The following is a 14,125-nucleotide window of genomic DNA, read 5'->3' as shown; positions in this document are numbered from 1 at the left end:
ATTAAATTAGGTCCTCTTTTTTACTTCCGTTAATTGTAATACCCAAACCGCCATCCACGCGGATGTACTGCCCGGTTATAAATCCGGCGTTATCATCGCACATAAACTTTATTACCTCGGCCACTTCGGCGGCACTGCCTATCCGGCCTATCGGGTGCATATCTATACATTCCTGTAATACTTCGTCAGGGTCAGGCGAAAGTTTAATGGCGTCGCGCAGCATAGGCGTGTCTATAGTACCCGGGCAAACGGCCACGCACCTGATGGTGGGCGCATAATCAATAGCTATACTGCGTGTAAGGCCTAAAACAGCAGTTTTAGCGGTAGTATATGCTACAACATTGCGCTGACTGACAAATGACTGCACACTGGCCACATTGATCACAACTCCCTTGCCTGCTTTTTGCATATACGGAATAAAGTATTTCGCGCATAAAAAGTTACTCTTCAGGTTAACGTTCATCACTTCGTCCCACTCCTCAGAGGTAGTTTGTGTAGCAGTGCCATAACGTTGTATACCGGCATTATTAACCAGGTAATGCACCGAGCCGAAATGCTCGTATATCTTTTCTGATGCCTTTATAATCTGCTCTTCCGACGATACATCACATTGCTGCACAAACCAGCGGTGATCGTGTATACCGGCATCATCATTACCCCTGTTAAGCAGCGCCACGTTTGCGCCAGCTTCAAAAAACAACTTTGCGCAGGCTGCACCTATGCCTTTACCGGCACCGGTTATTACAACCGTTTTATTTTTGAAATCCATTATAAAGCTTTAAAACCTGTTTGTAATTCAATTGATTCACCTAGCTTAGGTTGTATGAGCACGTTACCACTTTTTACCGAAATACCATCAACACCGGTAAAATCCGGGCCGGTCTTAAACAAAAAGGCGCCATAGCTACGGCTAACCTCTTCGCCGGCATCAAGGTAACTAACAGTTTTTTCGCCATACACTTTAAATGCATCACATTCCAGCATGTCAGGCACAGACTTGTGCACACCTGTTGTACCGAATTCTATCCCGCGGTATTTCAGTTCACCATCGGCAAAATGCTGCCACACATCCAGCCATGGGTATTGTTCCCGCTTCCAAACATACCCTAACAGCAAGCTATGTTCAGGAGACCACGCTGTTACCCAACCATGCTCAGCCGTCTTATCAATAATAAACGAGAAAACTCCGTCATGAATTATATCAGGTACGTTAAGATTTATTACCCTGCCGTCTTCACATAAACCGTTGGGCCATTGGGAGGCGTACTCTAATGGGTGTTTATTAAAATTGTAATTAATTCCTTGCGTAGCATTGCTGTCCACGCGGGTATGCTTGTTTAAAAAGGGTGCGGCCAGGGTGGGGTGCTGTACTACATTAAACAGCCTGCCGGAGGTATGAGTATTTTTAAACTTCTCGGTTACTTCAAATGCGGCGGCAGTATCGCTTATGGTTAAAGTTTTAATAGTTTTTAACCCCTCAAGCGCGGTAGTAATGTCCAGGGTAATTGTCTTATCGTCTCGCCTAACCTCCCGCCAAAGAGATATGGCAGAAAATCCGTGATTAGGATGACCAGCCTGTATCTCACCTGCCGAGGGCTCTCCCCAGCGGCCTATACAGGCGAAATGCCCCTGATAAACAGCGCCGGATTTATTATTCTCGGGCATTTGATCTTTTAAAAATCTGAAACTTAGCGGATTGACATCGTGCCCACTCAAGTGAAAGTCGACTATGGCGCCGCCGTTTAAATCAACCGATACAGATGCTTCGTTATTTTTTAAATTTATTTCCATAATCGTCTACTAATGCCCCGTAAACCATTGCCTTAAATTTATTAATCATGTCGCCTAGCAGCCAGCCCCCGCCTTGTGTCCATATTTGTACTACCAAGTCGCTCTCCGGGTCTACCCAATAGTTGGATCCCCAAAAACCGCCGCCAGCGTAAGTGCCTTCGGCCCAGGGCCCAACTGTAGCACCTTTTTCAGTCACCACCTCAAAACTAAAACCGGCCTTGTTAGGTGACATGCCTAAAGGAATATCACCTATCTGGTTTATACGCATCAGTCTAATAGTATGCGGACTCATTAAACGCTTTCCATCCAATGTGCCGCCATTGGCAAGCATTTGTAAAAAAAGGCAATAATCATAAGCTGTTGATGACAGGCCGGCACCACCGGCATAAAAAGTACCTTTAACCAGCGGATAAATTGTGTTTACTCCTGCGCTGTCAACCTTGTCCTCATTCTCTTCAACTATACCCTTATTGTTGGATTTAAATACTTTTGATAAGCGTGACTGCTTTTCGGCCGGAATGTAAAAGTACGTATCCTTCATGCCTAACGGATTAAAAATACGTTCCTTAAAAAAAGCATCCAATGACATGCCTGACACTACTTCAACAAGGTAACCAAGCACATCCATATTTAACCCATAGGTATATTGTAAACCGGGTTGATGGGCCAGCGGCAATTTGCCTAAAGCCTTTATCCGGTCGCCCAGTACAAGTTTACGCGGCTCAAAACCGACAGGAATATTATTTTTTACATAAATGGCCCGCATCTCCTTTGAGCCGATAACGGCGTAACCAATACCCGAGGTATGGGTAAGCAAATCGCGTATGGTAACTTCGCGTTTGGCAGGTTCCGTGGTATAGGTGGTATCTTTTTCGTTAAAAGTTTTTATAACCTGCGAATTGCGAAACTCCGGGATATATTTTGATATCGGGTCATCTATCAGCAGTTTGCCTTCCTCGTATAACATCATTACCGCAGCACAGGTAACCGCCTTTGTTTGTGACGCGATCCGGAAAAGATCTGTTCTTTGCAGTAACTTGTTATTCTTTATATCGCTATAACCGGAGGCATTCCAGTACGCTATTTTGCCCTGTCTTGCTACCAGCGCAACAACTCCACCAATCCGGTGGTCTTTTGTATAACTGTTCAGGAGGCTGTCTATCCGGTTTAAACGGCTTGCTGAAAAACCTACTTGCTGGGGGGCAACTATCGGCAGACCTTGAGCGGCGCTTTTTTTAACCTGGGCATTAGCATCGCTGTTTAAGGCGGCAACTACCAAAAGCAATACAGCAAGCGCCGCTGTCTTCTTAGTATATAAATAAATGTTTGGCATATCATTAGTAAAATTTAAACTACTATTGGCTTAAAATTGGTGTATGATTGTGCTTTTTCAATGTTAAAGGGACACAAGAAATCTTTGTGCCCCTTTTAATGCTCATTTTGTGCTGTTAATATTTCACAGTGATAAATCTTGGCCGTAAATGATGCGGGTGCATAGTCATTTTACGCTCAAAATCAAACGCGTTTACATTATAACTTATTAGCAGCTCACCCGGGGCTGATAAGTGCGGATAAGCTTTTGCGTTATAGGTGTAAAAATCTATATCCTCGTAAATTTCGGGCGTATGCCAAACCTTTTTAGGCGGAAAGAAAGGACCTTTTGGCGATGCGCCTACAGCAACGTAAATATCCGGCTTGTTTGAGTCGTACTGATACGTGGCTATTACCCTCCCGGTGCCGTCATTCATAAAGCTAACACTCATCTCGTTTGATACGTGCTCAAGTATGCCGGCACATTTGCGGATGTCGGTACCCCAATTAGCGCCGTCCCAAAAACCCCACTTAGTAAAATCCTCAAATTCACTATCCTTTACACGTGCAACCACCAACTGGTTATTAGGACTTTTTACCCCATATACATAAATATATCCGTCAGGATTTGGTGCTTCTGCCCCTTTAGTATTCGGCATGAGGCAAGTACCAAACATAGTGTGCGCTCCCGGATCATTGACAAACAGCGGCGCGTCTATCTGGCGCTGGTCTTTAAAAGGCGGTTTGCTTCCTTTAGGGATCGCTATGTAGGCTACCCCAACTTCTTCAAAAGGAAATACCCGCCCGGGTACGTTTCGAATACGGTAGGCTGTGATATATATGGTGCTGTCCATAGCGTGATTAAACACTCCATCGCCAAGCCAATAGTAATCACCGGGCTTGGTGTTTGGCGTTTTAGGCTCAAACATTGATGCTGTTTTGTCTTTATTGGCATCACCGTGGTAAAACGTAATTTTTGAGGGATCAGGCCTGCCACCTGTAAACATACCCACCGAATTATGACCCATTCCCCACCCCTTTTTTAACGTATCTGCTTCAATGGTGCCATAAATGCAATCGCTGAACCAAAACATGCTACCGGCAGCACCGGCTGTATCAGAAGTTTCTTTACCGGTTAGCGATACGGCGTAAATACCGTCAGCCCCAATCCAGCCGGTATCATGCTTTAGCATTTCGGCCCATAAAGGCGCTTTTTTTACAATCATCTTGGTAGCCGAATCCGGATCTATCTTACCTTCATCGGTTGCATGGCTGCCATTATTACAAGCTGCTGCAAAAAGGCATGCAAAAGCTGCGGCGGCCAGTGCACCTGCTTTGTTAAACGGTTTAAAACTGGTCATGAGTGAAATCGGTTTATTTGAACTTCAATTTTAAGAAAAATGGATGATATAAGTTAGGGAACTTTTTTAGCTGAGGACCGAAATCATATGAATTTTGGTTATACGAAATCAACAATTCGCCGGGTGCAGACAAACTAGGATGCGCTTTTGCGTTGTAATGTATGAACTTTTTGTCCTCAGGTTTTGATTCGTACAGCTTTTTAACCGGCCCAAACGGACCTACAGGGCTTGTGCCTATGCGCATACCTACCGTGGTACTCATGCCGCCTGCCTGAAATACCAGTAGATAGCGCCCGTCAGGAAGCGGGGAAACGCTTAATTCGTTCGACAGTCCGGTGGTTACGGCTGTTGTTTCCATCCTGTCGGCAACCCAATCTTTACCATTCCAGTATCTCCATTCGCTGAATTTCTCAAAATCTTTAGGTAACACCCTGGCTACAATAAGCCCTTTGGTTTTCGGTCCACCATTTCCGTATACGTAAACATAGCCATCAGGATTTGGTGCGCCTGCCTCTTTGGTATTTATTAACACCCCTGCGCCGAATCCACCGTTGCCGCTGCCTTCGAAATGAAGTGGCGTTTCTACCTGGGTTTGGTTAGCAAACGGCGGCTTGCTGCCATCCGGAAGTATAATAAGATTGGTACCCATCTCGCGGAACGACCAATCGTCTTTCGCATCCATATTGTGCATGCGGTAACCGAAAATGTATGTTTTTTTTGTAGCGTGATTATAAAATGCGTCTCCTAACCAGTAATAGTCACCCGGTTTTGATGACGGCGTACTAGGAACAAATAAACTTTTAGGTTTTCCGTCGGCACCCTTAGCCCATTCAAAAGAAATATTTTCTTTTTTAACTTCATTTCCTTTTACATATGCAACTGTGTTATTTACCATTTTATAGTCTTTCAGTTGCCCGTCTTTAATCTCGCCGATCACGCTGTCGCTAAATATAAACATGTTTACCGAGTTGGCGCGGGGGCTTTTGTACCTCACTCCGTCCTGTGGTACAGCAAATATGCCATCACCCCCAAACCAGCCAGATTGCGTAACAAACAGGTTGGTCCATTCGGGAGCTTCCTCAACCGTATATTCAAGGTTTACTGTATCGGTGCTGCTGGCATCAGTTTGCGCCGTGCTGTTGTTTGATGTGCACGAAAAAAATGCAATAGCGGCTATAAAAGCCGCGTTCTTAAAAAAACTTACTTGGTAATTCATAGTTTAATTTATTTGATATTTTTTTATTCCCAATTATCTGTACGAAACTGCATTGCGGGTAATCCCTCTTTATTTTGCAGGTTGGTATCATTCCAATTCATAAAAGCGTAGCGCACCGCTACAGGCTCAGTTACGTTAAAACCTGTTAACACTATATCATTACCTATAATAGCCGCTTTGGCCGGATAAAACTTTTTATCCGCCCCTGCAACATAGAAATGCTCCGGCGGTTTACCATCGCTAGTTGTAAGCCCGGTTCCCAGGCTCTCTTTTGCAAATGAAATTTTAATGCTATTGCCGTTAACCGTGTACTTAGCAAAGCGCGGCCCCAGGTACTGTACACCCTTTACATTGTAGGTTTTATTGAGTGCGTTTTTGGCTAACCGCTCTCCTACAGCACGTTTATCACTCGGATGCACGGTTTTCCTTTCCCCTACATCAAGTGTAACAGCTATACCTGTATTTTTTAATTTTAGTAGCCGCTCCTGCGTTTCCCTGAAAATGGCTGCTACGTAAGCAGTGCTGTCTTCCTGGGGCTCGCGGAACGGGGCTATCTGTGTATAGTAAAAAGGCAAATCACCCTGGTTAAAATCATTACGCCAGTCGGCCAGCATCTTTTCAAATAGTGAAACATATAAATCCCAGCCGCCATCCCTTGAGTTTGACTCGCCCTGGTAATATGTAATCCCTTTTACAGATAAATTAAGCAGCGGGTGTATAATGCCGTTATATAACAAGGTTGGTTTAGTTACATTGGTAAAAAAACCCGTTTTATCTACTGAATCCTGCGAACTGATATTGGCTATCTGCGGATCGTAATATCGTTGCTTTAAAGCAGCGTCAGCGGTAAGGACTTCCTTTTTAGTAAAGGCTTGTGTTGAAGCGCCCGGCGCGGATGTTACCACTAAACCGATAGGAATATTCAGTTTTAAGAACAACTCACGCCCGAAAAAATACGCTACGCCGCTAAAGTTTCCAACGGTTTTGGGCGAGCATATTGTCCAGGTACCTTTGGTATCATCCTGAGGCTTAATTTTAAATTCGGCAGCTGCCTTGTACATGCGGATGGCCGGGAAGTTTGCTGCGGCAATCTCCTCTTTATAATTTAAAACACCAGGATAGCCTATAAAATTAGCTTCGGTAACTATCATGTCCATGTTTGACTGCCCTGCACATAACCAAACATCGCCAATCAAAACATCTGTTAACCTTACAATCTTGTCACCGTTTTTAACGGTGATAACATGGGGCGTAAAATCTCCTGGCTTAGCCTTTGGCACATTAATTTGTCCTGTCCAATTACCGCCTGCATCAGCCTTAACCGCCACCGCCGTTCTGTTCCAGTCAACTGTCATAACAACTGTTTCGCCTGCAACTGCTTTACCCCATAGTTTAAACGGCTTGCCTTGTTGCACCACCATATTGCTTTGCAATACATTAGCTAACTTAAACGCAGTTTGGGTGTTAGCAAAAATGCTGTTGGCAGCAAAAACAAATACCAGGATATACAAATAAGATCTTTTCATTAATAATGTAGGTGTATAATAAAATTTAGCACAATCGATTGTCGCAAAGTAAATCTTTATTATTCAATATTTTCATGTATCACGGCAATGTATGTACAAAGTATTAAGATAGTTACATTAACCGGGCTATTAAAGAAATCAGCTCCAGTTTGCTTAATCCTCTTTAATTAACATATTAAATTCAGGTTTAATATAATTGTAGATATCTATTTATTACGACTGATTATTCGATGAAATACAGTTATAAATATTATATCCACGCTTTAGGTCAGCATATCTTGTATATACAAGTGCATATTAGCTACAATTAAGTTAAAAACCAAATTGTCGTAGATTTTTAGCGCTGGCAAAATCATCATGTTACGCAGCGTACGGCCGCTCTATGTATAGGCGACGCAGTAATAGTAATATACTACGCTGGAATAGCAATAGGTAATTTCTTATCATTAATAAGAAAAATTAATTGATAAGTATCTACTCAGCCAATATTTCAATTACGCGCTTTTTTGGTTTGTTGTTGGTATATATCTGGTCAACAATAGCTTTCATTTGGTTGCGCCAGCCTTCGCGCACTTCAGGGAAACGCGCCCTGGTATAATTATCCTGGTTCATGCGTACAAAAGCATCTTTCACAGCGTACTTATTCACTGTGTCCATAGCAGCGGGCGTATCCTGATATAACAGCCCCTTACCTAATAAAAAGTCGTACTGCATCCAGATGTACATGCGTAAACGGCGCTCAATTTCAAAGCGCTCCTCGTTAAGGTGCATTAGCGATAGCGCCTGCTGGTATTGGGGCGTGTTAACCATCGTAGCCAAATTTATTCCTTTCATATACTCAGCCGCCGACCACGTACCAATAGCTCTTCCATCAATTTTAAGTACGTAATTACCATTAGCTAGTCCGTTTACATAAATCATTTCGCGGTTCATTTCAGCTGTAAACGGAATAACTTTTAACGCTTGCGATGCCGGAACAGACGCTTCGAATCCCCGAGGCAACGTATCTACAGGATATGGCAATGCTGCGGCCAGATAGTCAAATTTTATACCCGTTTTTGCAGATACCAGGTTGCTAACCTTACAATTTACTGTTTTACGCACCTTTTTTCCGGCGGCATCTATATTTACGTTAGCTACATCATGCCCGGCTAAACCCTGCCCTTTTAAAAACAGGTATGCCATTACCATATGGCCATTGTTGTCCGGGTGAATGCGATCGCGCCCGCAAAGTGTGAATGCAGGGTTGCTTTGTTGCTCACGCAGGTTAATTGCCGTCATCGGACGCTGAAAATCCACAAAACCCCAATTGTTAGTTTTAGCCGACGCTTCCTGAAATTTTGCAATCTCAATTATCGCATCATTCTTTTTGGGATAGGGCTTGTTTTTTATTTGTGCAGTTTGGTCGTAGGGAGACGATGCAATAATTATCTTTTTTATTTCGGGATGATCTTTAAGCTTTTGCTCTAATACCTGGTAACGGTCATAACAGGTTTGTATTTTCTGCTTCGCTTTTTCAGCGGCATCAGGTGCAAAAAACTCAAAGTAACCGCTGTCATTCATCCCAAAAGTAAGTGTCATGATATTGGGTTTGCGTGCAAATACATCGGCATCAATGCGGGTAATTATATTTTTTACATCATCACCCCCTATTCCACCGTTAAATATTTCTACCCGCCGGGTAGGGAAGCGCGTCATGTAATACAGCCATATATAGGAGTGATAATGCCCGTTATCCGTAATACTGTTACCAACAAATGCCACACGGTCGCCCTGTTGAAAGGGTTTTACAGCTTGCTGGGCTTGCACCTTTGCTACACACAATAAAACTGTTACAAAAAGTATAAATTTCTTCATTGTTATTATTAATAATTAGTTATCAATTATCCCAGTTATCTGTACGGAAAGGCACGGCAGGCAAACCGGTACTGCCTGCAAGATTGGTAACGGGCGCATTGATAAAGGCATAGCGCACCGCTACCGGCAGTTTTACCTGCGGTGCTGTAAGTATTACCGCATTGCCGCTTAAACGTGCGTCGGCTTTATAAAACTTTTTATCGGCACCGGCAATATAAAAGTGTTTAGGGGGCTTACTGTCAATTGTTTTAATACCTTCACCAATTGTCTTTTTATCAAAAAACACCTTTACTGTACTACCCTCAACTTTAAAAGCTTTATAATGGGGGCCGCACCAAACTATGTTTTGCTTATAGGTTTCATGTAAGGCTACTTTTGCCAGGCGTATGCCAACATCTTTTTTATTGAGCGGATGAATATTGTCGGGCTCTCCAACATCCATAGTAACAGCCATTCCGGTTTTTTTAATTTTTAGTATATCTTCCTGTGCTTCGCGAAATTTGGCATACCAGTTCAACGTCGAATCATTTTTACCCCATTTGTAAGGGGTCATCTGCACAAAATAATATGGCAGGTCGCCCTGTCCGAAATCGCGGCGCCACCCGGCCAGGCTGGCGGCCGTTAAGCGGGTATACAGCTTACCATCCTCATTGTTGGATTCGCCCTGGTACCAGATAAAGCCTTTTATCGAAAGATTTCGCAGCGGATAGATCATTTTATTATAAACTAAACCGGGATAGTTTAATGAAGCCAGGGTGGTACGTTTATCATTTTTTGCCTTTATACTATCAACCGCCCTGACATATGGATCGACATACTTCCTTTTTAGCACACTATCGCCAAGCAAAACGTTGATGTCAGTAAAGTTTTGCATAGCAGTGGCCGGGATAGCTGCTCCAACCACGCCAATAGGAATTTGCAACCGGTTGAATAGCTCGCGGGCAAAATAATAGCCTACACCGCTAAAACCAGCTGCAGACTTAGGTGTACACACTTCCCATTCACTTCCTTTTATTTCTTCCTGCGGTTGAAACTCAATACCCATTTCAACTTTGTATAAACGGATATGAGGAAAATTAGCCAGCGGCAGTTCCTTTTCAAAATCCTTAACTCCCGTGCCCCAACCCGGCACTGCAGCCATACGCATCTCCATGTTTGACTGACCGCTGGCAAACCATACGTCGCCTATTAACAGGTTATCAAATTTTTCAGTGCGCGCTTTATGTTTTACTAAAATTGTGTGTGGCTTAAAGCTCCCCTTTACAGCCGCGGGCACAGTTATCTCTCCCAGCCATTTGCCGTCAGGGCCGGCCTTTATGCGTGTAATTTTGGTTGTCCAATCAGCTTGTAACTCTATTATATCTCCTGCGGCGGCCGTACCCCACACGCGGAACGGCTTGTTTTGCTGCACTACCATATTGGATTGCAGTACTTTTGCTACGGTAAACTTAGCGATGGAATCAATAACGCCGGCGTGAACTATACCTGTAATAAAAATAAAAAAACAAATGGTGAGGGTGACTCTCTTCAACATAAAGGGCTAATGTGTAGTTTAATTAAGGAAGCCCGAAATAAATAAAATCTGCACGTAAAACAAAACTATTTCCTGGCAGATTATATGATTGTTACATTGGATAATCACCTATTAAAAATGTACGTACCCCTTGTACTTACTTGCACCGCTAGTTGCTGCCGGTTAGCAATAAATTCATCATAGCCCTGCTTTAAATTGGTCCAAAAAGACTGCAGATATTTATCATCCCTGTAATTTTCCATTGTACGCTGGCCAATGATACCGTCAAACCTAAACGGAAAAATATAAACCGGTATTTGCTGCTGTCCGCTATGGTGTGCCTGTATGGCCAATATGTATAGCTCCTTTATTTTATCATCGGTAAGGGGCAGGCAGCCTTCAGTAACGCATTTGCCATGTATAAATATATCGCTCCCGGGGTTGGCTGTGCGGCTCCGGTATTTGTCGGCTTCATTAGGATAATTTATGCCCAGTGATAAAAAGTAACTGCTTACCGGGTTAAACCGGTTAATGTAATAAAAGCCTTCGGGCACCTGCATGTCGCGCGCCTTACGTTTCGGACCAAGTATTCCCGATGATGAACATATGCTATAAACGGCAAACCGGGTATACTTAATATCTGCCGGCTTTTTCACATAAACCGTAAGTTGCCCTTCGCTTTTGAAACCAGTGATCAGGATATTTATAGCATTTAGATTTATGCCAAGTGCAGATAATTTTTGCGTCAGCAGTTCTTCTTTGTCCTTATAGGCGGCCTGCACGCGGGCCTTGCTTTTTTGTTTAAGCCAAAAGTCATCATCAATAGCCCATGAAATAAACAGTAAGCTAAATAAACAAACGGCTAACGCTCTATATTTTTTGATAATGCAGGTTAATAACATCAGATACAATTCAGGTTGTATCAAATTTAATTAAACCTTAACGTAGCAAGCAATATTTAACGTTATTTAACAACTTAGCATTTAGTTTTTTATACGTTTAACCAGCCATTGATAAAGTCGGTCTGCATCATCTTTCTGAAACAGCTCGGTACCCGGGTTCATGGTGGCAGCACTGCCGCAGGCAATGCCCATGCGTACCATATGCCTTAAATCGTAACCTTTTGAGCAGCCATACACCATTCCCGCTACCATACTATCCCCTGCTCCAACCGTGCTGCGCTTTTTAACTGTTGGAGCATGTATGTGCTCTGAAAAATCTTTAGTGACAGTTTGAGCGCCTAAGGGACCCATTGATACTACTATGATCTCGCATTTACCCTTATCTACTATTTTCCTGGCGGCTTCTTCTACCTCGTCATGGTCATCAACCCTTAGCCCGGTGAGTTTACTCAACTCGTTTTGATTAGGTTTAAGCATGTATACACCTTCATCAACGGCTTGCTTCAATGCCTCGCCCGAGGTATCCACAACCAACCGGGCGTGCTCTTTGTGTGCTATCCGCGCTACCTTTGCCAAAAAATCGTCGCCAATACCTTGCGGCATGCTGCCGCTGGCAACAATATAGCTTGTTTTAGGTGCCAGTTGCTTTACCAGCTTTAATATAGCTTCTTCTTCTCTTACTAAAAGTTCAGGTGCGGGCATTCCAAAACGGAATTGCTCATTAGTAGTACGGTTTACCACGATGAAATTCTCACGGGTAAGGTTTTTTGTTGTGACAGGATGCTGATCAATTCCCTCTTCATCAAGCAAGTCCTGCAAGCGTTGCCCCGTAAGCCCGCCCGAAGGAAATACAGCTACCGAAGCCAACCCCAGCCGCTTCAGCGCGCGAGACACATTGATACCACCGCCGCCAGGCTCAAATTTTGGCGCGTCGCAATCTAGTTTTTGTTCGGCTACTATTTTGTCAACGGTGGTACTTTTATCAACCGTTGGGCTCAGTGTAAGGGTTAAAACATGTTTCATAATTAATTCTGTACGCTTATTACTTGGCAAGGTACACATCGGTTTTACTTGTAACAGCAACTATTTCGTTTTGTTGGCTTATGCAAGCGGTTACCTTTTTTAAAACAAGTACCTTTGCCGCTTGTAAAAACATTTAATGACGGTACTAACTTTTACGCTCATATTATTGCTGGGATCATACTTTGCAGGGTTACTGGGTTCGCTTACCGGGCTTGGAGGTGGCTTTGTTATTATACCACTGCTTACTCTTTTACTTAATGTAGATATACATTACGCTATCGGCGCGTCGCTCGTGGCAGCCATCGCTACATCGTCCGGTTCAGCCGCGGCGTATGTTAAAGAAGGCATAACCAATATGAGGCTTGGCATTTTTTTAGAAGTTGCCACAACAATAGGCGCTTTTTTTGGCGCTGTGCTGGCTGTATACATCGCAGCGCACTACATTGCTATCCTATTTGGCGTAATATTAATTTGTTCGGCGGTTATTACGCTCCGTAAAAAGCAGAATGTCGTTAATCTTAAAAAGAGCTACCTCGCGGAAAAGCTAAAGCTGAACAGCAGTTATCCCGAGGGTGGCAAAAACGTAGCGTATACCATAAGCAATGTTGGCGGCGGTTTTTTTATGATGGCATTTGCCGGCGCTATCTCTGGTATTATAGGAATCGGCTCAGGCGCCCTAAAAGTAGTTGTTATGGATGGCTTTATGCGTATTCCGTTTAAGGTATCAACCACAACCAGCAACTTTATGATAGGTGTAACGGCCGTTGCCAGCACAGTGGTGTATTTGCAGCGCGGTTATATTGAACCGGGCATATGTATGCCGGTAGTAATTGGTGTGGTAACCGGCGCTTTAACAGGTGCAAAAATCCTTATCCGAACAACGTCATCCGTTTGGCTGAAATGGGTTTTTGCATTAATTATTATTTTGCTGGCTGTGCAAATGATATACAGTGGTTTAACTGGTAAGTTTTAAAATGGCACGCAACCAAAAAACATCCCTTATTATTAGCAATTTGCTGCGTACCGGCGTATTTGCGTCAATAGGTATAGCTTGCGCAGGCGGCATTATTTACCTGTTAGGCCATGGCCATGAAGCTGTAACCTATTACACCTTTAAAGGTACCCAGGCATACGAGGCCCCGGAGTATGTTTTTCGCAACATATTCAGTTTGCATGGCCGCGCTATCATACAAGCCGGGATACTTCTACTGTTGGCCACGCCTATCGTCCGTATCATATTTTCGGCAATAAGTTTTGCTATGGAGAGAGATTATATGTATACCGGCATAACCCTATTAGTTTTTGCCATCATCACTTTCAGTATGTTACATGGCGGCACTTTTTAAACCTTAAGCTGAATAACAAACTGGTACGCGTTTTGAAATGCGGTATTGGTATGAAACGCCGTACTGTACAATCATCAGCATTGCAAAGCGTTGGCTATGACGCTGAAAAAGAAACGCTTGAGCTTGAGTTCCGTGATAATGGCGGCGTGTGGCAATATCTTGCGCTACCGCCGGCAGTATACAAACAATTCATTCGGGCTGCGTCACTGGGAAGATTCTTTGTTAAAAAGATCAAGGGAAAATTTAAAGAACAAAAAGTAGATACGGAGAAAGCCTGAT

13 protein-coding genes are annotated in these 14,125 nt (G+C 43.4%); 3 read left to right on the top strand and 10 right to left on the bottom strand.

Annotated elements, in window-relative coordinates:
* Nucleotide 1: 1 nt before the first annotated feature.
* The 10 genes from DJ568_RS13775 to DJ568_RS13730 form a co-directional block, all read right to left on the bottom strand.
* Entirely contained in the window at nt 2-769 is a 768-nt protein-coding gene (locus DJ568_RS13775) for an SDR family NAD(P)-dependent oxidoreductase (protein WP_114005863.1), read from the bottom strand.
* Nucleotides 769-1,791: a hypothetical protein gene (locus DJ568_RS13770; RefSeq protein WP_114005862.1), complete on the bottom strand. Its 1,023-nt coding sequence runs from the start codon at nt 1,789-1,791 to the stop codon at nt 769-771. The genes DJ568_RS13775 and DJ568_RS13770 overlap by 1 nt, the downstream gene beginning before the upstream one ends.
* Nucleotides 1,769-3,124: a serine hydrolase domain-containing protein gene (locus DJ568_RS13765; protein ID WP_114005861.1), complete on the bottom strand. Its 1,356-nt coding sequence runs from the start codon at nt 3,122-3,124 to the stop codon at nt 1,769-1,771. The genes DJ568_RS13770 and DJ568_RS13765 overlap by 23 nt, the downstream gene beginning before the upstream one ends.
* Nucleotides 3,125-3,239: 115 nt before the next feature.
* Nucleotides 3,240-4,463: a DUF4185 domain-containing protein gene (locus DJ568_RS13760; RefSeq protein ID WP_114005860.1), complete on the bottom strand. Its 1,224-nt coding sequence runs from the start codon at nt 4,461-4,463 to the stop codon at nt 3,240-3,242.
* Nucleotides 4,464-4,476: 13 nt separating this feature from the next.
* On the bottom strand, nt 4,477-5,679 hold the full coding sequence (locus DJ568_RS13755) for a DUF4185 domain-containing protein (protein ID WP_114005859.1): 1,203 nt from the start codon (nt 5,677-5,679) through the stop codon (nt 4,477-4,479).
* Between the two features lie 23 nt (nt 5,680-5,702).
* Entirely contained in the window at nt 5,703-7,205 is a 1,503-nt protein-coding gene (locus DJ568_RS13750; protein WP_114005858.1) for a sialate O-acetylesterase, read from the bottom strand.
* Between the two features lie 474 nt (nt 7,206-7,679).
* Nucleotides 7,680-9,062: an SGNH/GDSL hydrolase family protein gene (locus DJ568_RS13745; RefSeq protein ID WP_114005857.1), complete on the bottom strand. Its 1,383-nt coding sequence runs from the start codon at nt 9,060-9,062 to the stop codon at nt 7,680-7,682.
* Between the two features lie 22 nt (nt 9,063-9,084).
* Nucleotides 9,085-10,596, bottom strand: a complete 1,512-nt coding sequence (locus tag DJ568_RS13740; protein WP_114005856.1) for a sialate O-acetylesterase — start codon at nt 10,594-10,596, stop codon at nt 9,085-9,087.
* Nucleotides 10,597-10,700: 104 nt separating this feature from the next.
* On the bottom strand, nt 10,701-11,477 hold the full coding sequence (locus DJ568_RS13735) for a L,D-transpeptidase family protein (protein ID WP_199560984.1): 777 nt from the start codon (nt 11,475-11,477) through the stop codon (nt 10,701-10,703).
* Between the two features lie 81 nt (nt 11,478-11,558).
* Nucleotides 11,559-12,500 (bottom strand): 1-phosphofructokinase family hexose kinase, encoded by a 942-nt coding sequence (locus tag DJ568_RS13730; protein WP_199560982.1) that lies wholly within the window; start codon nt 12,498-12,500, stop codon nt 11,559-11,561.
* 136 nt (nt 12,501-12,636) lie between these two features.
* Here DJ568_RS13730 and DJ568_RS13725 point away from each other — a divergent pair, with 136 nt between their 5' ends.
* The 3 genes from DJ568_RS13725 to DJ568_RS13715 are packed head-to-tail and all read left to right on the top strand — an operon-like array spanning nt 12,637 to nt 14,124.
* Entirely contained in the window at nt 12,637-13,473 is an 837-nt protein-coding gene (locus tag DJ568_RS13725; protein WP_114005855.1) for a sulfite exporter TauE/SafE family protein, read from the top strand.
* Nucleotide 13,474: 1 nt separating this feature from the next.
* Complete coding sequence (locus DJ568_RS13720) at nt 13,475-13,846, top strand: DUF1634 domain-containing protein (RefSeq protein ID WP_114005854.1); 372 nt, start codon at nt 13,475-13,477, stop codon at nt 13,844-13,846.
* 32 nt (nt 13,847-13,878) lie between these two features.
* Nucleotides 13,879-14,124, top strand: coding sequence for a KTSC domain-containing protein (locus tag DJ568_RS13715; protein WP_147238760.1), 246 nt, complete (start codon nt 13,879-13,881; stop codon nt 14,122-14,124).
* Nucleotide 14,125 lies beyond the last annotated feature (1 nt).

Origin of the sequence: Mucilaginibacter hurinus (assembly GCF_003324525.1) — a bacterium.
Classification (GTDB): domain Bacteria; phylum Bacteroidota; class Bacteroidia; order Sphingobacteriales; family Sphingobacteriaceae; genus Mucilaginibacter; species Mucilaginibacter hurinus.
Note: the sequence above shows the minus strand (reverse complement) of the source record. Positions and strands in the feature narration are given on the sequence as shown.